The sequence below is a fragment of the Salinispora pacifica CNR114 genome (assembly GCF_000514775.1).
GTDB classification, from domain to species: Bacteria; Actinomycetota; Actinomycetes; order Mycobacteriales; family Micromonosporaceae; genus Micromonospora; species Micromonospora pacifica.
Genome location: NZ_AZWO01000012.1, coordinates 113,157 through 134,134, shown reverse-complemented (window position 1 = coordinate 134,134; position 20,978 = coordinate 113,157). Strand labels below are relative to the sequence as shown.

Annotated in this window: 20 protein-coding genes and 1 tRNA gene; 15 read left to right on the top strand and 6 right to left on the bottom strand. The window is 69.9% G+C overall.

Going from position 1 to position 20,978, the window contains the following annotated elements; translation table 11 throughout:
• Window positions 1-8: 8 nt before the first annotated feature.
• The 5 genes from B118_RS0109160 (at window position 9) to B118_RS0109140 (ending at window position 4,204) form a co-directional block, all read left to right on the top strand.
• A complete protein-coding gene (locus tag B118_RS0109160; RefSeq protein ID WP_018818157.1) occupies window positions 9-965 on the top strand; it encodes a UTP--glucose-1-phosphate uridylyltransferase in 957 nt (318 codons plus the stop codon).
• Window positions 962-2,275, top strand: a complete 1,314-nt coding sequence (locus B118_RS0109155) for a molybdopterin molybdotransferase MoeA (protein ID WP_018811443.1) — start codon at window positions 962-964, stop codon at window positions 2,273-2,275. The genes B118_RS0109160 and B118_RS0109155 overlap by 4 nt, the downstream gene beginning before the upstream one ends.
• A gap of 42 nt (window positions 2,276-2,317) precedes the next feature.
• A complete protein-coding gene (locus tag B118_RS0109150; protein ID WP_026185439.1) occupies window positions 2,318-2,965 on the top strand; it encodes a GNAT family N-acetyltransferase in 648 nt (215 codons plus the stop codon).
• Between the two features lie 180 nt (window positions 2,966-3,145).
• On the top strand, window positions 3,146-3,964 hold the full coding sequence (gene sepX / locus B118_RS0109145; protein ID WP_028192674.1) for a divisome protein SepX/GlpR: 819 nt from the start codon (window positions 3,146-3,148) through the stop codon (window positions 3,962-3,964).
• Between the two features lie 166 nt (window positions 3,965-4,130).
• Window positions 4,131-4,204, top strand: a tRNA-Ala gene (locus B118_RS0109140).
• A 364-nt stretch (window positions 4,205-4,568) separates the two neighbouring features.
• Here the strand turns inward: B118_RS0109140 and B118_RS0109135 are convergent.
• Window positions 4,569-5,549, bottom strand: coding sequence for a CDP-alcohol phosphatidyltransferase family protein (locus tag B118_RS0109135; protein ID WP_018811441.1), 981 nt, complete (start codon window positions 5,547-5,549; stop codon window positions 4,569-4,571).
• A 1,129-nt stretch (window positions 5,550-6,678) separates the two neighbouring features.
• Here B118_RS0109135 and B118_RS31635 point away from each other — a divergent pair.
• Both B118_RS31635 and B118_RS31630 read left to right on the top strand, forming a co-directional pair.
• Window positions 6,679-6,909 carry a hypothetical protein gene (locus tag B118_RS31635; RefSeq protein ID WP_155256543.1) on the top strand — a complete coding sequence of 77 codons (231 nt, stop codon included), beginning with the start codon at window positions 6,679-6,681 and terminating at the stop codon, window positions 6,907-6,909.
• Between the two features lie 186 nt (window positions 6,910-7,095).
• Complete coding sequence (locus B118_RS31630; RefSeq protein WP_155256542.1) at window positions 7,096-7,485, top strand: hypothetical protein; 390 nt, start codon at window positions 7,096-7,098, stop codon at window positions 7,483-7,485.
• A gap of 375 nt (window positions 7,486-7,860) precedes the next feature.
• Here B118_RS31630 and B118_RS0109125 read toward each other — a convergent pair whose 3' ends face one another.
• From B118_RS0109125 to B118_RS0109110, 4 genes are all read right to left on the bottom strand, one after another.
• Window positions 7,861-8,634 (bottom strand): HAD family hydrolase, encoded by a 774-nt coding sequence (locus B118_RS0109125; protein ID WP_028192672.1) that lies wholly within the window; start codon window positions 8,632-8,634, stop codon window positions 7,861-7,863.
• A 119-nt stretch (window positions 8,635-8,753) separates the two neighbouring features.
• Window positions 8,754-9,281, bottom strand: a complete 528-nt coding sequence (locus B118_RS0109120) for a DinB family protein (protein WP_043541126.1) — start codon at window positions 9,279-9,281, stop codon at window positions 8,754-8,756.
• Window positions 9,282-9,491: 210 nt separating this feature from the next.
• Window positions 9,492-10,160: an esterase/lipase family protein gene (locus B118_RS0109115; RefSeq protein WP_018221240.1), complete on the bottom strand. Its 669-nt coding sequence runs from the start codon at window positions 10,158-10,160 to the stop codon at window positions 9,492-9,494.
• Window positions 10,161-10,322: 162 nt separating this feature from the next.
• Window positions 10,323-11,948 (bottom strand): alkaline phosphatase D family protein, encoded by a 1,626-nt coding sequence (locus B118_RS0109110; RefSeq protein ID WP_028192670.1) that lies wholly within the window; start codon window positions 11,946-11,948, stop codon window positions 10,323-10,325.
• Window positions 11,949-12,177: 229 nt separating this feature from the next.
• On the opposite strand from B118_RS0109110, the gene B118_RS0109105 reads away from it, so the two are divergent.
• The 8 genes from B118_RS0109105 to B118_RS0109070 are packed head-to-tail and all read left to right on the top strand — an operon-like array spanning window position 12,178 to window position 20,127.
• The gene (locus tag B118_RS0109105; RefSeq protein ID WP_018221238.1) at window positions 12,178-12,501 is read left to right on the top strand and encodes an NADH-quinone oxidoreductase subunit A; all 324 of its coding nucleotides are present in this window, start codon (window positions 12,178-12,180) and stop codon (window positions 12,499-12,501) included.
• A complete protein-coding gene (locus tag B118_RS0109100; RefSeq protein ID WP_028192669.1) occupies window positions 12,492-13,577 on the top strand; it encodes a hypothetical protein in 1,086 nt (361 codons plus the stop codon). Before B118_RS0109105 ends, B118_RS0109100 begins: the two co-directional genes overlap by 10 nt.
• Window positions 13,570-14,499, top strand: a complete 930-nt coding sequence (locus B118_RS0109095) for an NADH-quinone oxidoreductase subunit H (protein ID WP_028192668.1) — start codon at window positions 13,570-13,572, stop codon at window positions 14,497-14,499. Before B118_RS0109100 ends, B118_RS0109095 begins: the two co-directional genes overlap by 8 nt.
• A 3-nt stretch (window positions 14,500-14,502) precedes the next feature.
• Window positions 14,503-15,066, top strand: coding sequence for a hypothetical protein (locus tag B118_RS0109090; protein WP_018221235.1), 564 nt, complete (start codon window positions 14,503-14,505; stop codon window positions 15,064-15,066).
• On the top strand, window positions 15,063-15,365 hold the full coding sequence (locus tag B118_RS0109085) for an NADH-quinone oxidoreductase subunit NuoK (protein ID WP_018818170.1): 303 nt from the start codon (window positions 15,063-15,065) through the stop codon (window positions 15,363-15,365). Before B118_RS0109090 ends, B118_RS0109085 begins: the two co-directional genes overlap by 4 nt.
• A complete protein-coding gene (locus B118_RS0109080; protein WP_028192667.1) occupies window positions 15,362-17,227 on the top strand; it encodes a proton-conducting transporter transmembrane domain-containing protein in 1,866 nt (621 codons plus the stop codon). Before B118_RS0109085 ends, B118_RS0109080 begins: the two co-directional genes overlap by 4 nt.
• Before the next feature lie 4 nt (window positions 17,228-17,231).
• Window positions 17,232-18,722 (top strand): complex I subunit 4 family protein, encoded by a 1,491-nt coding sequence (locus B118_RS0109075; protein WP_028192666.1) that lies wholly within the window; start codon window positions 17,232-17,234, stop codon window positions 18,720-18,722.
• A 4-nt stretch (window positions 18,723-18,726) separates the two neighbouring features.
• Window positions 18,727-20,127, top strand: coding sequence for an NADH-quinone oxidoreductase subunit N (locus B118_RS0109070; RefSeq protein WP_028192665.1), 1,401 nt, complete (start codon window positions 18,727-18,729; stop codon window positions 20,125-20,127).
• An 83-nt stretch (window positions 20,128-20,210) separates the two neighbouring features.
• On the opposite strand, the gene B118_RS0109065 is transcribed toward B118_RS0109070, so the two are convergent.
• Window positions 20,211-20,975, bottom strand: a complete 765-nt coding sequence (locus tag B118_RS0109065) for an enoyl-CoA hydratase-related protein (RefSeq protein ID WP_018221230.1) — start codon at window positions 20,973-20,975, stop codon at window positions 20,211-20,213.
• Window positions 20,976-20,978: the final 3 nt, after the last annotated feature.

Genomic DNA, 20,978 nt, shown 5'->3' with positions numbered 1-20,978 from the left:
CTCGCGGCATGTCGGAGCACGCAGCGAAACCTCCATCGACGGCCACCGGGACCGGCGGTCCCCGCGCGGTCAAGGCGGTCATTCCGGCCGCCGGGCTCGCCACCCGCTTCCTGCCCGCCACCAAAGCGGTGCCCAAGGAGTTGCTCCCCGTGGTTGACCGGCCGGTGTTGCAGTACATCGTCGAGGAGGCCACCCAGGCCGGGATCACCGACGTCCTGCTGATCACCGGGCGAGGCAAGACCTCCATGGTCGATCACTTCGACCGCCGCCCCGACCTGGAAGAGCGGCTCGCGAAGAAGCCCGAGTTGCTGGCCGCGGTCAAACGGACCGAGGACCTGGCCGCCATCTACACCTGCCGGCAGCCGGATCAGCTCGGGCTCGGCCACGCCGTCGGCTACGCCGAGTCCCACATCGGGGACCAGCCCTTCGCGGTGCTGCTCGGGGACGAGTTCGTGAAGCCGACCGAGCCGCTGCTGCCGGCCATGTTGGAGCTGCAGGCCCGGACGGGCGGGGTCGTGCTGGCCTTCTTCGAGGTCGACCCCGACCAGACCACCCGTTACGGCATCGCCTCGGTGGCTCCAGCCGAGGCGGAGTTCGCCGACATCGGCGACGTGGTTCGGGTGACCGGCATGGTGGAGAAGCCGGAGCCGGAGGAAGCCCCCAGCAATCTCGCCGTGTTGGGCCGCTACGTTCTTCCTGGCCGAATCTTCGACGCGATCCGCCGTACCGATCCGGGTAGCGGTGGCGAGATCCAACTGACCGATGCGATGGAACGCCTGCGCACCGAGGGGGTGCCGGTGCACGCCATCGTCTACCGGGGCACCCGGTACGACACGGGCATGCCGTTGGGCTATCTCCAGACCGTCGTGCAGATCGCCGCGGAACGCGACGACCTTGGCGCAGAGTTCCGTAAGTGGCTCGCCGACTTCGTCAACGCGGGCTCCTCGGGTGGTCCGCGTACATGACGGGGACGGCCGACGCCGAGGCGGCCGTGAACGAGTTGACGCCGCTCGCCGACTACCTGGGCAGTGTGCTGCGCAGGTTACGCGCACTGCCGCCACTCGACCTCGACCTCACCCAGGCGTACGGAAACGTCCTCGCTGAGGATGTCGTCGCGACACACTCCGTCCCCGCCTTCGACCAGGCGGCCGTGGACGGGTACGCGGCGTGCTGGGAGGACATCGTCGCCGGTGGCCGGGGCATCGTGTCCCTACCGGCCCAGGCCGGCTCGCCCGGCGGGCGGGTCGTGCAGCTCAACGTCGTCGGTGACCTGGGTGCCGCTAGTTGGCGTCCGGTCCGGCTCACCCCGGGGACCTGCTTCTCGGTGGCCGCCGGGGCGCCGCTGCCGATCGGTGCGGACGTGGTGGTTCCGGTCGAGTGGACCGACCAGGGAATGGCATCGGTGGAGATCTACCGGGTGCCGAAGCGGGGGTACAGCGTCCGCAAGGCCGGCGAGGAACTCCCGGCCGGCACGTTGCTCGCCCGGGTCGGTACCTATGTCTCGCCGGCGCTGGTCGCGGTGCTCGCCGCTACCGGAATCGGCCATGTGGTGGTCCGGCCCAGCCCGCGCGTGGTGGTCGTGGCCACCGGTGACGAACTCGTCGAGGTGGGGCGGGGCAGCCAACCCGGCCAGGTGGTGGATGTGAACTCGCACGCGTTGACCGCGGCGGCGGCTGAGGCCGGCGCTCTCGCGTACCGGGTGGGCATCTGCGACGACGACCCGGAGGGGCTACGTGGCTTGCTGGAGGACCAGACCCTGCGCGCCGACCTGATCATCACCACCGGTGGTACCGGCACCGGGCCGGGCGACATGGTCCGGCGGATTCTCTCCCGTCGGGAGGGGAGCCGGACCGGATCGGTGGCCTTCACCGAGGTGGCGCTCTACCCCGGCACCGCCCTCGGGTTCGGTACGGTCGGCCCCGAGGAGGTACCGGTGGTCTGCCTGCCAGGTGACCCGGGGGCGGCGCTGATCGGTTTCGAGGTGCTGGCCCGACCGGTGATCAATATGTTGGCCGGGGCGGAGCCGGTTTTTCGCCCCGGTGTTCGGGGACATCTACTGGAGACGATATCGTCGCCAGCGGGGTTGCGTGAGTTTCGACCGGCGCAGGTCGCGGAACGGCGTGGCGGCGGCTACACCGTCCAGCCGTTGCGGGGCGGCCCACTGGCCCTTTCCGGGCTGGCCGAGGCGAACGGGTTGCTGGTGCTCGGTGAGCGGGTGACCACCGCCGCGGCGGGTTCCACCGTGGACGTGTTGCTGCTGGACCGACGTCGGTGAGGGTGCTTGCCCCGGCCGGCGCCGAGGGCGGAGGATCGGCCGGTGAGCCTTCTGGGACGACGTCCGCCGGGCTGGCCCGCCGTGTTGGTGGATGGTCCGGTGTTGGTGCGGCCCTACCGGCGTTCCGACGCCGTGGCCTGGTCTGAGGTGCGCCGCGCCAACGAGGCGTGGCTTGCTCCCTGGGAGGCGTCGCTCCCAGGTGCCTGGGCGGACCTGAACTCACCCGACGCCTTTCGCTGGGTGTATCGGGAGCAGCGCCGCTCGGCCCGGATCGGCGAGAGCATGCCGTTTGTGGTCTGTCTCCGCGAGGGAGGACGGGAACGCCTGGTCGGGCATCTGAATGTCGGCAGCATCGTGCGCCAGGCGTTCTGCTCGGGCTCTGTCGGCTACTGGGTGGATTCCCGGGTGGCCGGGCGAGGCATCATCCCTACCGCGCTTGCCCTGGCGGTGGACCACGCCTTCGGGCCGGGCGGGCTGCACCGGGTCGAGATCAGCATCCGCCCGGAGAATCAGCCGTCGCGTCGGGTGATGGAGAAGCTGGGCTTTCGCGAGGAGGCGTACCACGTGCGCTACATGCACATCGACGGCGCCTGGCGTGACCACATCGGGTATGCCCTGACCAGCGAGGACGTGGCGGCCGAGGGGGGCCTGCTGGCCCGTTGGTACCGGCTACGGGCAACGACCGGCTGAACGGGTCCCGGCCGAGACGATCGGCGCGGCGTGCCGGCATCCGGTGCCTCCGCCCGTAACCTCAGGTAACTGCAAGCTACGGCATTTGCAGCCGCCCGTAGGATCTTCGGCTTCAGGCCGAAACGTGAAAGATCGTCCGGTGTTGGCCTGTGCTTGCCCGAAATTCGGTGAACGGGAGGGGTGCGGGTGCCGACCTCGGTGCTCCTCGCCGTCCTCGCCGCCGCCGGCCTGCTCGCCCTGGCGCCGGCCCTGGTCCGCCGGTACGACGCGACCGAGCGGCTGGTGGCGGAGCGGGCGAAGTCGACGGCGCGGGTGCTCCAGCGCCGTCGACGACGCCGCACTGTCCCAGGTCGCCGACCGATAAATCCGCCACGTTCCCTTTCGGTTACGTTAAGCGAAAATGGGGGCTCCGCTACCGGCGGTGCCGAATCGGCACCAGAGTCCCGTCGGTCGGACCAGCTGCGCGCGGTCCCGGCCAACCCCAAACGGCAGCGCCGGCTCGGCGGGCGCCCGGGCGCCCACCCACGCCGACCCCAGCCGCGCCGCCGCCCGGGCCCCCCAGCCATCTACCGCCGGCGGCGAGTGCTTGCCGCGCTGTTCTTGCTCAACGCCGTCGAACTGGTCGGGGTGCTGTTCGTCGGCCCCGGATTCTGGATCAGCTTCGCGGTCACCGCCGCCCTGCTCCTGGCCTACGTCGCCCACCTGCGCTCCCGTGCCCTCGCGGACCAGCGCCGCCGACGGGCCCAGGCCCGCGAGGCAGCCTGGCTGGCCGCCCGTCAAGCCGAGGTGCGGCGCGAGCAGGCACGCCGGGCCGCGGCCCGGCGTGAGGCACAGCGCCGCCTGGCGGCCCAACGGGAGTCGGTACGCCGTACCGCGATGGGTCTGGACCGGCCGGCGGACCTGCCGGCGGCGGCGAACGGCGGGACCGTCTCCTACCGGCGGGCCGGCGGCCTACGCGGGCGCCCGTACCAGTCCGGCCGCGGTGCCCACCCGGCTTGACCTCGGAGCGCACACCCGGCCGGAACCGGGCGTTCCACCCGCTTGGTTCGCGGCGCACCCCTTCGCCGCGTCGGGGGCAATTCGCCGGGCGGCCAGCGACCTGTTAGCCTTAGCGCCGGCCCGCTCGGTGAACGCCGAGTGGGACCTACGCCGGTACACCGGCGGAGGGGCTGTGGCGCAGACCGGTAGCGCACCTCGTTCGCATCGAGGGGGTCAGGGGTTCAAATCCCCTCAGCTCCACATCAATAAGGCCCTGACCAGCAATTCCGGTCGGGGCCTTAACGTTTGGCTGTGCGAGTGTGATCACCCCGGGACGCCACCGGGATAGGTCGTTGTCTTCGACGCGCCTCGTCGTGGGGTTGACCATGGCCAGGAAGTTGCGGATGTCTTTCTGGTGCCTGGGAGATCAGCGTCCCCCGCAGAATGGCCGACGCCATGCCGGACCGGGAGCCGCTCGACCAGTTCGATGGCACAGCGTGGATCATCAACCTGTTTGTGCTTTTCGATTCGAGACCGCCCATGCCGCCGACGGAATCCGCGAGGACTGGCCGAAACGACGGGGGGCTATCCGACGAAAGTCGGATAGCCCCCCGGGCGTCACAGGCTAGCGGGTGGTGTCGGCGCCTTGCCGCGCGCCGCTCAGGGCGACCTCCTCGGCTTCCAGCACTGCCGTCGCCGGCTCGTCGTGTCCTTCCCCGATTCCGGCGGCCTCGGCCTCGGCGGCGAGGGAGCTGTCGTAGTGCGCGTACGACCTGGTCGACAGCCAGAGCTTGAAGATGAGCGCGAACTCGAACACCAGCAGCAGCGCCCCGGCCCCGATGGACACGGCGAGCACCGCCCCGGTGAGTGGGCCGATGATGAAGACCGCCATGTGGAACTCGATGCCGCTGAATACGTGCGCCCGTACTCGGGAGCGGATGAGTAGGTCGCGGAGGCGGGTGAAACCGGTGAAGCGCGAACGGAATTCTCGCTCCATCACCAGCTCAGGGCGTTGCATGACAGCGGCCACGCTGGGCTCGACGCCTTCCAGGTCGGCCTCTTCGTAATCCGGCGTGGTCACGCTCGTCTGGTCCGGCGAGGCCTTGATCCGCTTGCGCAGGGTCCGGCGCATCTTGCGCTTGACCTTCGACAACTGGAGGGCGTTGAGGTAGCGGAACATGTCCAGGAAGACGATCGCGCCACCGACGACCAGGAAGGTCACGTCGTCGGTTCGCGCGTACTGCCCGCCCATCAGCGCGATGGTGCAGATCAGAACGCGGACGCGGTCAAGGATGTAGTCCAGCCAGGCCCCGAACAGGCTGCCGGTGCCGTTGAGGCGGGCTACCTTGCCGTCCATGCAGTCGATGACGAAGCTCAGGTGGAAGAGCACCGCGCCCAGGATCAGCCACCCCGGTGTCGCTGCGGCGAAGGCCGCTGCGGAGCCGAACCCGAGTATGAGTGCGGCGATGGAGAGCCGGTTGGGGGTCACCCAGGGATAGCGGGCGACGAGCCAGACCAGCCGTGACGCGAGCGGATCGACAAGGAAGACGGTCCACCAAGAATCGCGTTCCTTGTATGTCCTTGCCTGCACGTCCGCAACAGTCATGCCGCTAGTCATCGTCCCGCCTCCGTACCGAGCTCAAATCCGGCAAGAGGCTACCCCAAGTTCGCCTCGCAGTTGAAACTACGTCAACTACCGGTGGTGCCCGCGTATCCTAGTAGACGTCTGGGTTTATTGCAATCTTTCACTCTTGGAATCTGTCGAGATGAAGGCAGTTGGGCGGCCGGTGGCGCGCGGTGTCGCGGTGCCGCGGTGCCGCGGTTGAAGGCCATCCCTGTTTCGGGCAGTTTTCCCCTCGATCGGAGACTTCGGAATCCTCGGGAGAAGGGAAGAGAGTGCCGGTTCTCCGGACGCTGGCGACGGGGGTGAAACCGGCCTCTTGCCCGGTCAAACGATCAGGCGGGTGAGGTCCGGTCGGGGAAGGTGCTGGCGTTTCAGGCATCGGGACCACGCACCGCCGCCACGGCCGGGTCCGACAGTGCCGCCTCGCGCCCCACGGTCCCTGCGGAGCGCTGCTCGGCAGTGGGACGACGGGAGCGCGACCTGGTAAGACGGAGAGCAATGGTGTGACTACCCTTGCGGTCGCGGGGTGGGTTCTTTACCCATGGTTCTGGAGATCAACAAGGGTATCTCGTTCACCTCGACCGGGAAGATCAACGTTTCGAGCCCGGTGGGGGCGCGAAGGATGACTGCGGCATAACGAGCTCTATTCAAGGGAAGGCGATCATGACTGCCAGGCAACGTCACTGTCAAAACTGATCTTGTCCGGTGCGTCCTCGCGCCCGACATATGGTTGCAGCGTGTGCCCGGTCTTTGACGCGCTACGGATTGCTACTGCCTGATTCCTGGCAGTCCGGCTGGACGGCCATCAGTGTGTCAGCCTCCGGCAACTGGTGTGCAGTCCCAGAAGTTGAGCAGCGGTTCGTCGACGGTGGCCGGTCTCCAGTAGTTGATTTGACAGTGTTCGTGTCGGTTGAGGGCGCTTAGGTCGACCTTTGCGAGCTGGGTTTGTAGTTGCTCGGCGGTGAGGGCTTGGGCGTCGGTGAGATTGTGCGGCGGCCGCGAGGTCGGGGTGGTCTGTGAACGTCACCCTGGCGTCGCCGTTGGCGTGAGAGCGGGCGAAGGCGATGAACGGCAGGGCGGTGTGTAGCGGCGCCGAGATGTGGTACCGGGCATGGGCGATGTCGACGGTGTGGAAGCTGGGTGTGACGCCGGCGGCAGTGACGCGGGTGACGGTGGGCGGCTTGTGGTGACGCTGGACGTGCTGTCGGTCCTGGATGCGGCGTCAGTCTTGACGCGGGTAGAGCGTCGCGGCTTGCTTGCCGGCGTGGATGGTATCGACGGTCAGCAGATCGGCTGCCGCCTCGACGGCGGCCACGAATTTCGAGACCGGCGTACGCGCTGATGTTGTCGACGGTCTCGCCCACCCGCATGAACCAGAATTGCTCCCGGAGTACCACCTCGTCTGCGTGGCGCAGCCGGAAGATCTCCTCCGGTGCACGGCCCGAGAAGGAACCGGGCTTGACGTCGCGTCGGCGCACCCGCGCGCTCGACCGCACCGCGCGCTGGGCGTCATCAGTACCATGTGGAGGTGGACCTGGCTGGCGCGCTCGGATGTCTGATCGGGGCCGTTTTTCTGGCGGCCGTGTTACTTGCGGGGAGGTGGAGGGGTAAGCGGATTCGGGCGATGGTCGAGAATTCTCCCCAGATTCCTCCTCGTCGGCTACACGCCCTGAGTTTTTCGGTATTGCTCAAGCTTGTCGAGGGTGATTCAGGCAAGGATGGCTGTGTCTCAGTGGTGCCCGCGCTCAAGTCCTTGGGGATTCGTCCCATGTCTCGGGTACACATTGATATCACCACGTACCTGGTTGGGCGGGGGTTCGTTGTAGAGAAGTCGGGAGCGAAGATCTTGTTAAATGTGATGGTCACCGATGCCGGCCGCACTGCTCTTGACTCCGAGTTTCCTCCGACGACTGAATGAGACTGATTTGGTCACCCCCTTTTCGGAGTGGAAGTAGTGCCCATTGAACTGTGCTGCCCGCCGGTCCTGCCAATTAGGATCTGACGCCCTGTCATTCGGTGGACTATTAATCACTCCTGCCTGAGCTGAAGTGTCGTTACCAGCGGATGTGGCGGGTGCTGGGCACGGAGTGCGCGGACGCTCCGGTGTCGCGGGCGCGCTGACCAACAGCCGTAGAGACGGTCAGGCATGGTTGGTGCGGTCATCCCGGACCGGCTTCGCGGAATCATGACGCGTCCGTTGTCGGGGTACGGACCTCGTCCCCGACCGAACAACTCGCCCACCTGCTCGGTCACCGGAGAGACCGGCGATGAGGCGTACGGCGGCCGGGCCTCGTCAGATGTCCGCGGCGGTGCTGCTTCGGCGCAGCAGGGCGAGTAGCTCGTTGCCATCCTCGACCCGAGCGTCCGGCCGTATGTCGGGATGTGGGGGTTCTCGGTCGGTGCGGGGCGAGCGCATCAGGATGGCCGCGCCGGTACCGGCACGGCGGGCGCACACGATGTCCCGGTGCACGCTGTCGCCGATGAACCAGCAGCCCCGGATCGGTACGCCTAGGGCGTCGGCGGCGAGGTGGGCGAGGCGGGGGTTGGGCTTGCGGGGCCCGGCTTCGTCGCTGTAGAACTCGGCGGTGAAGCGCTCGGACAGGCCAGCGGTGGCGAGGAAGTCCCGGTGTGCGGCGCCGCAGAGGGCGTTGCTGACCACGGCCATCGGTAGGCCCGCCTCGGCAGCGGCCTGTAGTGCTTCGGGGATGCCGGGGCGGACCTGCCACTCGGCCCGCCAGGTCCAGGCGTACGCCAGCGATGTGGCCTCCCGTTCGACGGCCTCGCGGGCGGGCTGCGGCCAGGTGTGGGTGACGAAGTCCGCCCAGACCCGGGTGTGTGGTAGCTCCGTCGGCTCGCCACCCCGGCCGACCTCGTCGCGCCAGGCGGCGTAGGAGCGGGTGCCTCTGGCCAGGTCGTTGGCGATCCGCTCGGTGGAGACTGCGCCGTTCACCAGGGTGAACAGTCGGCGGACCACTGCTGCCGGTGCCGGTGACTGTCGCGGAGCGTCCGCGAGGACACCACCGAAGTCCCACAACAGGGCGTACGGCATCCGCAGCATGCCGTCCATGATGCGACACGGCACTGTCGATGGCTAACCCCTGCTACCGCGTCGACCGGGCGGCGAACCGTTTGGCGGCGGATCGGGCGCGGACAACGGCGCAGCCGAGCCCGGCAGCCGGGCTGCGGTCAGAAAGCGCCGGTTGACCCGTCGGTCAGCTCGCGAAGGATGTCCGCGTGGCCGGCGTGCCGGGCTGTCTCCTGGATCATGTGCACCAGGATCCAGCGGAGTGAGACCTCGCCGAGCTGCGGCTGCGGCTGCGGCACCACATGATCGAGGTCGAACCGGGCGGCAACCGTTCGGGACCGGACGCACTCTGCCTCGTAGGCCGTCGCAAGCCGCTCGACGGTGTCCTCGTCGGTCAGGGTGAAGCTGGCCAGCGCGCTCTCCGCGGTGGCCAGCACGACCTCCCCGGCACGGGGGTCGAGTAGCGCGGAGAACCAGTTTCGCTCGACGAGCGTGAGGTGTTTAACCAGGCCGGCGACCGTGGTGGTGGACGGCACCAGGCGGCGGGCGGCATCGGTTTCGGAGAGTCCACGCAGCTTGCGCAGCGCCACGCCGCGGTGGAAGTCGAGGAAGGATTCGAGCACCGCGCGTTCACTGTCCGTGCGTACCTGCACCAGACCTACCGTGGGATCAACGTTCCTCGTAAGCATGCCGGGACCCTAACCGACTGCTGGTGCCGGCACTGCCCCGAGCACCGCGGGTCCCTTCGGCCGGGGGCGGAAAGCGGTCAGGAGCGGGTCTCGGTGGCCTGAGTACCCGCCCCTGATCGGTTGCGGAGCGCGATAGCCGGGGAAGTTTCGGCGTCGGGCTGCCGTGTGACGGCTTTCGGACGTACGAACTGGACGGTGGTGCCGTGCCGGTCAGGCGATGAAGTCTCGGACCTTGGTGTAGTTACTGGAGTCGTCATTCATGTCGGTGTGCCCCTTGCAGCCCACGGAGGTGTTCACCGCACCGTCGAGCTTCGCCGAACTGTCGGGGTTGATCAGTGCGTCACACGTCGACCACAGGGTGGCGTAGTTTACGTTTCCGGGGGTTTCGTCACCGGAGTTCAGGGAGTCGAGGAAGCTACTGCCTCGAATCATCTCCCGGCACGAGATGTAGAAGAAGCAGAACAAGGAGACGTCGGTGCCGTGGTTTACCCCGGCCACGGAGACGAAGTCGTCCACGGTGGCGGTCCCGCCGCCGTTCTTGAGGTACCAGCGGGAGCTCAGTGCTCCCATCGAGTGGGCGACGATATCAACCTTCGTGGCGCCGCTCGCGTCGAGCACCTCCTGCACCTTGGTGATGAGCTTCGAGCCGGTGGTCGCGTTGGACTGTTTCCAGTCGTAGGACCAGGTGTACAGCTCGGAGGCCTGGTAGCCGTCCGCCTTGAACTTGTTGATCCAGGCGTTCCAGGTGCTGGCGGAACTGCTCAGACCATGGACGAAGAGGACGGGATTGCGGTCTGCGGCCTGCGCGGCCGACGGGGCGACCAGTGCCACCGTCGCCACCAGGGCGGCGACGATGGCGGTGCGGACGAAGCGTCTCATGGGGGTCTCTTTCGATCCAGGCGGCCCAGAGTTCGGACCTGACGGTGGTGGGTGGGAGACAATCCAGTGACGAACGTCAATGTGACATGAAGGTGTTGGAGGGTGCTAGTGGCGTTATGTTTCGATCAGGTAACACCGTTCGGTGCCTGGTGGGATTGCGGGTCAGGTTAAGGGTGAATGCTCCTCGCGTAGCTTCGCCGACCCGGCGCCGACCGACCAGCCGGCGACCCACTGGCTGGATGTGGTCGGCTTGGTCCGGTCCGCCAGGTGGTACCAGTCCATTCGGCACGAGGCCCGCGTCACCTCCAACACGCCGTAGCCGTGTCCGTCCAGTTCGGTCCAGCGCACGTGTGGATTCGTCGCGCGGATCAGGCTCGCGCCGAGCTTGCTGATGGCGTTGTTGGGCCGTAGTCGCAGGAAGTCGTCCACGTTGTCGGTGGTCACCGATGGCACCACGAATTCGGCGGCGGCCGGCGACCAGGGGCCGGTGGCCTTCGTCGTCAGTTCGTTGGCCCACGAGGTGTGGATATCCCCGGTGAGGAAGACGACGTCGCGGGTACCGGTGGCGCGGAGGTGGTCGACCAGTTCGTTGCGGTCGGCGTTGTAGCCGTCCCACTGGTCGGCGTTCAGCACCAAGCCGTTCTGTGGCACGCCCAGCAGTTCGCCCAGCGGGCCGAGGAGCCAGGCGGGCAGCGTGCCGACATCGAGGCGAGAGATCATCACCGAGCTACCGACCAGCTTCCATCGCGCGTCGGAGGCGGCCAGACCGCTCTTCAGCCAGGTCATCTGGTCTTCGCCGGTGATTGTCCGGTCGGCGTCGTCGACCTCGCCCCAGTCCTGCTCTGACCGGTACGTCCGCAGGTCCAGCATGGAGAGATCAGCCAGGCGCCCGAAGCGGAGTCGGCGGTAGATGGCGCCGTCCACTCCCGCGCGTACGGGCATCCATTCCAGGTATGCCTGCCGCGCCGCGGCCAACCGGGCCGCGTAGTCACCCTCATCGCCCGGGGTGTGGTTCTCCGCGCCGCCGGACCACGAGTTGTTGGCGACCTCGTGGTCGTCCCAGGTGATCGCCCACGGCAGCGCGGCGTGCAGGGACTGCAGGTCTGGGTCGGTCTTGTAGGTGGCGTGCCGGATGCGGTAGTCGGTCAGGGTGAGTGTCTCGTGCGGTGGGCTGACCGGACGGATGACCTCGCCCCCGGTGCCGAGCTCTCCGGTGCCGTACTCGTAGAGGTAGTCGCCGAGGTGCACGATGAGGTTCAGGTCGCCCCGCTCGGCCAGGTACCGGTAGGCCGCGAAATAGCCGCCCTCCCAGTTCGAGCAGGAGACTACTCCCAGTCGCAGGCGATCGATCTCGGCGTCCAGGTCCGGTGCCGTCATCGTTCGCCCGGTCGGAGACCAGCCGCCGTCGTAGCCGAAGCGGTACCAGTACGTGGTGGCTGGCTCGAGCCCGGTTGCCTCGACGCGAACGGTGTGGTCCCGCGCGGGCCCGGTGGGGATCGTCCCCTGTGCCAGCAGCGTGGTGAAGTCTGGGTCGGCGGAGATCTGCCAGGACACCTGCGCCTCGGGGCCGAGCCCGGAGCCGGGCTGGGCCTCCTCGGTCGGGGTCAGGCGGGTCCAGAGTAGGACTCCGTTGGGGAGGGGGTCACCGGAGGCGACGCCGTGCCGGAAGGCGCCGCCGGCGGCCTGCGCGGGATTGCCGCTGGCGACGGTGGCACTGGCGAGGGCGGCGGTGCCAGCGGATGCACCGGCCACCCGGAGTAAGGTCCGGCGATCAATTCCATTCATCATGGACTATGTCTACCGGATCCGGTGTCGGGTTCGCTACCGCTGGCTGTGGCGGCGGCGGTGCCCCGTCCGGGCGTCGAGAGATTGCGGGGGCGGCGCCGGGGATGAACCTCAAACGGGTGAGGAGGCCCGCCATCCGGGTGGAAAGTCCCGTTCGGTTCCTAATGTGATAGCGCGCCCTCGCGGGTGGGGCAGGGCGGGGTGAGGCGTGATGTACGCAGGGGCGGCGGGTATGGCGCTGGTCGCCGTAGTGGTCGTGGCGGGCTGCTACCTGGCGCATCGTGCGCTGGCGATCGCTCGTCGGCCGCTGCTGGTCTCGCCCTTCCAGTCCGGCTGGCCCCCAACGGAGCACGCCCTGTCTCGGTACCACGTCCGTTGGTACCTGGTGACGGTGTTGTTCCTGGCGTTCGACGTGGAGATGCTCTTCATGTACCCGTGGGCGGTCGTCGTCGCCGACCTGGGTGTCACCGCCGTGGTGGAGATGTTCGTCTTCCTGGCGGGTGTGCTCGTCGCGGTGGTGTGGGCCTGGCGGGAAGGCGCGCTGCGATGGGTGTGAGCAGTGCGCTGGCGGGGCTCGCCCTCCGGCACGCCCACCTGCTGCTCATCGAGGTGCCCGGGTACTGGCTGACCCGGGTCGCCGTTGAGCGGCTCGCGGGCGTCCGGGGGTGGCGGCTGGCGGTGTCACCGGCGGACGCCGACATTCTGGCGGTGTGTGGGGCGCCCGGACCGGAGCTGGCGCTGGTGGTGGCGCGCCTGTGGGAGCAACTGCCCGGGCCGCGAGCCCGGATCGACGTCACTGGGCCGGAGCTGGTGGCCGCCGCCCTGGACCAGGCGGAGGCAACCCTGCGGGACACGCCCCGCCAGCGGAGGGACAGCACCGCCCGCGACGGGCGTGGGCCCGACGACGCCCCGGACGGCGACATCGCCCTGGCACACGGCAGCGAGGATCGCGACGGGCTGGAGATGGACGTGTTGCACGTGCGACTCGGCCCGGTGCTGCCGGACTGGCCAGCCGGCCTGGTCCTCCACGCCCATCTGCACGGCGACCTCATCGCCGAGGCGCAGGCGGGTGTCGTTGACGCTGGGCACGGGCCTGCCGGCGGTGCGCAGGTGGTCGGTGGTGATTCATCCGGCGAGGTCAGGCCGGCAGACGCCGCAGAGCTCGCTGCCCAACGCTGCGACAACGCGGCTCGGCTGCTGGCCCTGGCGGGCTGGCAGGACGCGGCCCAGCGGGCCCGCGTTGTCCGCGATCGGCTCCTGGTCGGTGAACGGCCGGCGGCGACCACGGAGTTGGCGCGGCTACGGCGCCGGGTGCGCCGCTCACGGCTGCTGCACTGGTCGCTGCGGCGGGTGGGGCCACTGCCGCCCGACGAACTGGCCCGCTTGGGGCTCGCCCCGGATCTCACCGGCGATGTGTGGGATCGACTCAACGGCATGCTCGACCGGGCTGCCCTCGCGGCCGGTGGTCCCGTCGGCGTCGCGGTCGGTGGTCCCGTCGGCGTTGCGGTCGGCGTGCCGGTCACCCCGCCCGCGGCGGTCGCCCGCGTGGTGTCCGGGTGGGACCTGGCCACCGCCCGGCTCATCGTGGCCAGCCTCGACATTGCTGCGCTGGGTGTGGTTACCGATGGCTGAAACACCGGTAGCCGTCTCCGGTGGCTGGGCGCCGGTCGCGGCGGGGCTGCTGGGGACGCTCGTGGTCGCCGCGGCGCTCCTCGACGGCGCCCTGGCCGGCCGGGCCGCCGGTGCCCGGTCCAGGATGGGGCGGCCGGTGGGTGAGGTGGCGCGGTTGCTGCGGCAGCGCCGGCGAACCACCGTCGCCGCGGACCGCCTGCTGTGGCGGGTCGGCGGGGCCGGGTTGCTCGGGATGGCGCTGATGATCGTCACAGTGGTGCCGCTCGGGCGGTGGACCCTGTTCGACCTGGCTGTCGGGGTGGTGTGGGTAAACGCACTCGATGTCCTGGCCTGGGCGTTCGTCTGGCTGACCGGGTGGGGCGCCAACTCCGCGTACGCGATGATCGGCGGGTACCGGTTCCTCGCGCACGGGCTGGCGTACGAGTTGCCGTTGATGTTCGCGTTGGTGGCGCCGGCGGTTGCGGCGTCCAGTCTGCGGGTCGGGGAGGTCGCCGCCGCGCAGCAGGGGTTGTGGTTTGTGGTGTGGATGCCGGTGGCCTTTGTCGTCTACTGCCTCGGCGTGGTGGCGATCGCGGTGTGGGGGCCCTTCTCGCCGGCGCTCGGTCGCGACGTGGCGGGTGGGGTGACGGCGGAGCTCTCCGGTGTGGATCGGCTGTTGTTTCTGGCCGGGCGGTACGCGCTGCTGGCGGCAGGTGCCGCCTTCGCCGTACCGATGTTCCTCGGTGGTGGGGGCGGGCCGCTGCTGCCCGCCTGGGCCTGGGTGCTGGTGAAGGCCACGGTGCTACTGGCGGGGTTGGTGTGGCTGCGCCGGCGAGTGCCCGCGCTGCGTCCGGACATGTTCATGGAGGTGGGCTGGCTGGTGCTGCTGCCGGCGGTGCTGCTGCAGGACCTCCTCGTCGCCGTCATCGTGATCGGGGGCTGAGGCATGCTCGCCCACCTCGTCTTCTGGGGCCTCGCGGTCGTCGCGGTGCTCGCCGGGGTCGCCGTCTTCGTCGTCAACTCGATGGCCCGGGCCAGCTACTCCCTGGCGCTGTCCTTCATCGCGGTCGGTCTTCAGGTGCTCCTGCTGCAGCAGCTCTACGTCGGCGTGTTGGTCATTCTGATGATGGTGATGGAGATGGCGATCATGGCCGTCTACATGAACATGTTCATGGGAATGAATCCGGCGATGATGTCGATGAACATGGTCCACGGTGCTCGTCATGCCCTGCCGGTGTCGGTCGGGGTGTTTCTGCTCCTGGCCGCCGGGGCGCTGTTCGCGCCGTGGCCGAGCCGTCGCGGCAGCCCACCGGCGGATGTCACCGCCGCCCTCGGCACGGAGCTGATGGGTCCGAAGATGTTGACCATGGCGACGGTGGGCGTGGTCATGGCGGCCACCATCGTCAGTGGGGTCGTTCTGGCCGCGCACCGCACCCGCTACGACCGGCTCGGGGACGACCTTCGTCGGCCTCGGGCGGCCGATCCGCAGCCGGGGGGAGTCAGCCGGTGACAGTACGGACTGTGCTGCTGGTGGCCGCGGCCCTGATCTCCGTCGGTTTGTACGGCGCCCTGTCCCAACAGGTCGTGGTGATGGTGATGATGGGCCTGGAGTTGATGCTCAACGGCCTGATCCTGGCCGTGGCCGGGCTGTGGTGGTTCTGCGCCCCCGACCCGTCCGGGCAGGTGCTGCTTCTGGTCATCCTCGCGGCGATGACGGTGGAGATGGCGATGGGCTTCGCCGTCGCCACGTCACTGCACCGGATCCGGCGGTCGGACCTGACCGACACGGCCGCGGACCTGTCCGGATGACCGCGCTCGGGATGGCAGCGTTGTGGGCGGTGGTCGGCCTGCCCGCCACCGCCGGTGCCGTGCTGGTCGTCGCCCGGCCCAGGGATCGGGTCGCGGTGCGGGTCGCGTTGGCGGTCGCTGCCACGGCCGTGCTGCTGTCAGCACTGGTCGCCGTCGCCCGGCCGACGGTGGCGGTGCCGTTCCTGGCCGGCGCGGATCTCGTCCTGACGGTGGATGGGCTGGCCGCGCTGGTCCTGCCGACGGTGCTGGCGGTGACGCTGCTGGTGCTGGTGGCCGCCGCCGGCGAGGCGCTCACCCCGGCGGCGCGGTTCCACGGCCTGATGCTGTTGTTCGCTGCCGCTGCCGTGCTCACCGTCACGGCGGGCACCCTGCCGACGTTGCTCTTCGCCTGGGAGCTGATGGGCGCCGCATCGTACGCCTTGATCGGGTTCTGGTGGTGGGACGAGGCCCGAGTCGCCGCCGGCCGCACAGCATTCGTCACCACCCGTACTGCGGATCTTGGCCTCTACCTGGCGGCCGGGGCGGCGCTGGCCGGTGGTGCGGGCCTGGCCCTGGCCGACCTCGCCGCCAGCAGCCCGGGGTGGCGGCACGTGTTGGCGGCGGGTGTCCTGGTCGCGGCGCTCGGCAAGGCCGCGCAGCTACCGTTCTCCTTCTGGCTGTCCCGGGCGATGGCCGGGCCGAGCCCGGTCAGCGCGCTGCTGCACTCCGCGGCGATGGTGGCGTTGGGCGGCTACCTGCTCCTGCGGACGCAGCCGCTGCTGGCCGCCACCGGCTGGGCCCCGTGGGTGGCCATGTGGGTGGGTGCGGGGACCGCGCTGCTGCTCGGCGCGGTCGCGCTCACCCAGCCCGACCTCAAGCAACTCCTCGCCGCTTCCACCTGTGCTCAACTCGGTTTCGTGGTGTTGGCCGCCGGGGCCGGCGCGGTAGCGGGTGGGACCGCGCATCTGGTGGCGCACGCCGCGGTCAAGGCGCTGTTGTTCCTCGCCGCCGGGGCGTGGCTTGCCGCGCTGGGCACCAAACAGCTCGCCGGTCTGGCCGGGGTAGCCCGGCGGTGGTCGCTGGTCGGTTGGTCGGCCACGGTCGCGCTGTTGGCGTTGGCCGGGATCCCGCCGCTGTCGCTCTGGGCGACCAAGGACGCCATCCTCGTTGCCGTCCGCGCGGAGTCACCGGCGCTGTACGCGGTGGGCCTCGCGGCCGCAGCGCTCTCCGCCGCCTACGCGGGGAAGGTTCTCGTCGTGCTCTGGCGGCGGGTCCCCGCCGAGCAGCAGGGCGCGGTGGACGCGTACCGGAACCAGGAGGGGACCGGCACCGGGCGGATTCCCCGGGCCGGGTGGTTGCCGCTGCTGGTGCTGGCGGTCGCCGCCGCGGGCGCCGGGCTGCTGGCGCTGCCCCCGACCGGTGCCGTGGTCGCGCACGCCGTCGGTCAACCCGGCGGCTACCACCCGGTTCCGGTACCGGAACTGGCCGCGTCGGCGTTGATCGCCCTGGCGGCCCTCGTCGTCGTGGCGCGGTGGCGGGCGCCGGCACCACGCTGGGCGCGGCGGTGGCTGGGCCTCCGACAGGTGGCTTCGGTGCTGGTGACGCGTCCGACCCTGGCGCTCGGTGCGGCGGCGGCTCGGTTCGACGACCGGGTGCTGGACCGGGGCGTCGCGCAGGCGGCGCGGGCCACGGTCGTCCTCGCCCGGCGGGCCGCTCGGGTCGACGAGCGCCGAGTCGACCGGACGGTGGAGGTTGTCGCGGCCGGGCTGCGGCGGCTGGGGCACCTCGCGCGCCGGCCGCAGACCGGGCAACTGCACCAGTACTACCTCCAGGCTGTGGTGGTGCTCGTCGTCGGTGCCGTCGTTCTCGTGGTGCTGGGGTAGCCGGATGCTGACCGCGATCGTCTTCCTGCCCCTGCTCGTCGCGGTGCTGCTGGCCGCCGTCCCCCGGTGTGGCGACGCCACCGCACGCTGGGTCTGGGTGGGTGCGGCGACGATCGAGCTGGCGCTGGTCGGTGTCGTCTGGGCGGGGTACGAGACGCCGCCGCCGGGAGAGTTGGCCTTCGCCGAACGGGCGGCCTGGATCCCGGGGGTGGGCAGTAGCTACCACCTCGGCGTGGACGGGCTCTCCCTGCCCCTGATGGCGATGACCGCGGTGGTCTTCCTCGCCTGCGCGGTGTACGCGCTGCGGGAGCGGCACCGCCCCCGCGTACAGGCGTCGCTCTTCCTGTTCTTACAGAGCGTGTGCCTCGGGGTCTTCGCCGCGGCCGACCTGATCCTCTTCTTCGTCTTCTTCGACCTGTCCATCGTCGGGATGTACGTGGTGATCGCCGGCTGGGGGCACGGCGACCGGGCCCGGTCGGCGCTGAAGTTCTTCCTCTACACGTTCCTCGGCTCGCTGGCACTGCTCACCGGGTTCATCGGCCTGTACGCGGCCGCCGACCCGCACACCTTCGACATGCCGACCCTCACCGCGGAGAACCCGCTCGCGGGGCGCCCCCTGGCCGGCGGCGTGGTGCTCGCCGCGATCCTGATCGGCCTGGCGGTGAAGACCCCCACCGTGCCGTTTCACACCTGGTTGCCGCCGGCGCACACCGACGCTCCCGCGGTCGGCTCCGCTGTTCTGGCCGGGGTGCTGTTGAAGCTGGGTACCTACGGCTTCGTGCGGATCGCCGCGCCGATGCTGCCCCAGGCGTGGCGGGGCTGGGCGTGGGTGATCGTCGCCGTCGGGGTGGTGTCGGTCCTCTACGGCGCGCTGGTCGCCCTGGCCCAGACCAACCTCAAGCGGATGATCGCCTACACCTCGATCAATCACATGGGTTACGTCGTGCTCGCCGTTGGCGTCGCCGGTCTGGTCAGCGTGGACACCGTCGAACCGCGGGTGGTGGCGGTGACCGGTGCGGTCACCCAGATGGTCAGCCACGGTCTGATCACCGCTGCCCTGTTCCTGCTCGCCGGCGTCCTGTACGAGCGGGCCGGCAGTTATGACCTGCACGCGTACGGCGGTCTCGCCGCCCCGGCGCCGGCGTTCGCCGCGTTCTTCGCCGTCGGCGCCTTCGCCTCCCTCGGCCTGCCGGCCTTCTCCGGCTTCATCGCTGAGTTCCAGGTCTTCGCCGGCAGCATCGCCACCGCCCCCGTGACGGCGGTGGCGCTGCTCGGCATCCTCGTCACGGCCGCGTTGTTCCTCCGCGCCGGGCAGACGTTGCTGACCGGCCCCACCGCCGGCTGTGCGAAGGGCTTCGGTGACCTGCGCGCTACCGAGCTGTGGTCGGTGGGGCCACTTCTGGCACTGTCCCTGCTCATTGGGGTGCTGCCGCGCCCGCTGCTCGATCTCGTCGAGCCCGCTGCCCGTACCGTCGTTGACCTGCTTGGCCGGTGACCGGGTGGCGTCGGAGATGATGCGCGCCGAGCTGCTGTTGCCGGAGATGCTCCTCGCCGGCGGTGCCCTCGTGGTCCTGCTCGGCGGCTCGTTCACGCCCCGCCACCGGCAGTGGATCCTGCGAGGGGTCGCCGCCGCTGTCTGCGGCACAGTGATCATCACCGCGGCGGTCGCGCTCTCCGCTCCGGCCAACACCGCCTTCGACGGCACCTACGCGGTCGACACCGGCACCGGCGTCGCCCGGATCCTCGCCGCCACCGGCTGCCTCCTCGTCCTCGCCCTCGCCGGGGACGAACTCGCCGGATCCGCCCGGGAGAGCGAGGCCTACGCGCTGCTGCTCTTCGCCACCGCCGGGGCGGTGCTGCTCGCCGGCGCCACCGACCTGCTCGCCCTGGTAGTGGGCTTTCTGCTGGCCAGCATCCCGCTGTACGCGCTGATCGGTCTGGCCGGCGCCGGCGCCGGCGCCGAAGCGGTGCTCAAGACCTACCTTCTCGGCGCCCTCTTCGGCATCCTGCTGCTGCTCGGTGTCACGCTGCTCGCCGGGACCACCGGCACCACGGCCTACGCCGACCTCGCCGCTCGGCTGCCGGACGCGCCGCGGTCGGTGGTGACCGCCGCCGTCGTCGCGGTGATCGGCGGGTTGATGTTCAAAGCCGGTGGATTCCCCGCGCACTTCTGGGTTCCCGACGCGGCCCAGGGCGGTACGGCCACGGCGGCGACGTTCCTCACCACCGTGCCCAAGATCGGTGCGTTGCTCGCGGTCCACCGGCTCGCCGAGGTCCTCCCCGGCTCCTCGAACTGGCCGACGGTGGTGGCCACGCTGGCCGTGGCGTCCATGCTGTTGGGTAACCTCGCCGCGTACTGGCAGACCGACGTGCGGCGGCTACTCGGCTGGTCAACGGTGAGCCAGGTCGGCTACCTGCTGGTGCCGGTGGTCGCCACCGGACGCAGCGACCTCGCCCAGCCATCGTTGTTGGTCTATCTCGCCGGCTACACCGTCACCAACGTCGCCGCCTTCGCGGTCACCGCCGCGCTACCACGGCACCGCGGCCGTACGTCCTGGCGCGGGGTGGCGGCGGCCGCGCCGTGGCTGGCCGCCGCCCTGGTGGTGGCGCTGCTCGGTTTGGTCGGCACGCCGCCGACAGCGGTCTTCGTCGGGAAACTGACCGCCGCGAGCGCCGCCTGGGACGGCGGGTACGCGTGGCTGGCGGTCGTCGTCTTCATCAACTCCGCGCTCAGCCTCTTCTACTACCTGCGGTGGCTGATTCCGCTCTATCAGCCCTGGGCGGTCGCCCCGCCCGACCGCCCAGGGCGATGGAGTACGACGGTGGCCGTCGTGGCGGCCGTGCTCAGCCTCGCCGTCGGGATCGCCGCCGGCCTGGTGTGGCGGGCCGCCGGCGGATAGCGAGCCGGAGCACGAGGTCAGCGGCAGAATTCACCGGGCACCTACCGACGGGTTCGGCGCAAACCGAGGCGTTCACCGGGCGCCTACCGACCGGTGAACCGTGGCGCCCGCTTGTCGAGGAAGGCCTGCATCCCCTCCCGCTGGTCGGCGGTGCCGAACAGGGAATGGAAGCTGCGTCGCTCAAAGCGGACCCCCTCCCGCAGGCCGGTCTCCAGCGCGCGGTCGACCGCCTCGCAGGCGGCCGTGGTGGCCACCTTGCCGTATCCGGCCACTGTCCGGGCCACCGCCTCCGCCTCCGCCAGCAACTGGTCGGCCGGAACGACCCGGGAGACCAGGCCGCCGCGCTCGGCCTCCTCGGCAGTCATGAGCCGGCCGGTCAGAATCAGGTCCATGGCTTTGGCCTTGCCCACCAGCCGGGTCAGCCGCTGGGTGCCACCGATGCCGGGGATCACGCCGAGTTTGATCTCCGGCTGCCCGAAGCGAGCCGTGTCGGCGGCGACGATGATGTCGCACATCATGGCCAGCTCACAGCCGCCGCCGAGGGCGTAGCCGGCGACCGCCGCCACGGTGGGCGTACGAAGCGCGGCGAACGCCTCCCAGCCGGCGAAGAAGTCCTCGACCACCATCTCCGCGGCCGACTTCGCCGCCATCTCCCGGATGTCCGCACCCGCCGCGAAAAACTGGTCGGTGCCGGTGAGGACGAAGCATCCGACGCCCGGGTCAGCATCCAGCGGCTGCAGCGTTGCCAGTAGTTCGGTCAGCAGTGCGGTGTTGAGCGCGTTGCGGGCGGCGGGCCGGTTCAGCCGTACGGTGACGACTCGGTCGGTCCGCTCCACGATGAGATTCACAGT

What these genes read in the sequence shown, in the direction of transcription:
- B118_RS0109160 (WP_018818157.1), top strand. Translation starts at nt 9, where the DNA reads ATGTCGGAGCACGCAGCGAAACCTCCATCGACGGCCACCGGGACCGGC.
- B118_RS0109155 (WP_018811443.1), top strand. Translation starts at nt 962, where the DNA reads ATGACGGGGACGGCCGACGCCGAGGCGGCCGTGAACGAGTTGACGCCG.
- B118_RS0109135 (WP_018811441.1), bottom strand. Translation starts at nt 5,549, where the DNA reads ATGACTGTTGCGGACGTGCAGGCAAGGACATACAAGGAACGCGATTCT.
- B118_RS31635 (WP_155256543.1), top strand. Translation starts at nt 6,679, where the DNA reads ATGGGCGATGTCGACGGTGTGGAAGCTGGGTGTGACGCCGGCGGCAGT.
- B118_RS0109125 (WP_028192672.1), bottom strand. Translation starts at nt 8,634, where the DNA reads ATGGACGGCATGCTGCGGATGCCGTACGCCCTGTTGTGGGACTTCGGT.
- B118_RS0109120 (WP_043541126.1), bottom strand. Translation starts at nt 9,281, where the DNA reads ATGCTTACGAGGAACGTTGATCCCACGGTAGGTCTGGTGCAGGTACGC.
- B118_RS0109115 (WP_018221240.1), bottom strand. Translation starts at nt 10,160, where the DNA reads ATGAGACGCTTCGTCCGCACCGCCATCGTCGCCGCCCTGGTGGCGACG.
- B118_RS0109110 (WP_028192670.1), bottom strand. Translation starts at nt 11,948, where the DNA reads ATGATGAATGGAATTGATCGCCGGACCTTACTCCGGGTGGCCGGTGCA.
- B118_RS0109105 (WP_018221238.1), top strand. Translation starts at nt 12,178, where the DNA reads ATGGCGCTGGTCGCCGTAGTGGTCGTGGCGGGCTGCTACCTGGCGCAT.
- B118_RS0109100 (WP_028192669.1), top strand. Translation starts at nt 12,492, where the DNA reads ATGGGTGTGAGCAGTGCGCTGGCGGGGCTCGCCCTCCGGCACGCCCAC.
- B118_RS0109095 (WP_028192668.1), top strand. Translation starts at nt 13,570, where the DNA reads ATGGCTGAAACACCGGTAGCCGTCTCCGGTGGCTGGGCGCCGGTCGCG.
- B118_RS0109090 (WP_018221235.1), top strand. Translation starts at nt 14,503, where the DNA reads ATGCTCGCCCACCTCGTCTTCTGGGGCCTCGCGGTCGTCGCGGTGCTC.
- B118_RS0109080 (WP_028192667.1), top strand. Translation starts at nt 15,362, where the DNA reads ATGACCGCGCTCGGGATGGCAGCGTTGTGGGCGGTGGTCGGCCTGCCC.
- B118_RS0109075 (WP_028192666.1), top strand. Translation starts at nt 17,232, where the DNA reads ATGCTGACCGCGATCGTCTTCCTGCCCCTGCTCGTCGCGGTGCTGCTG.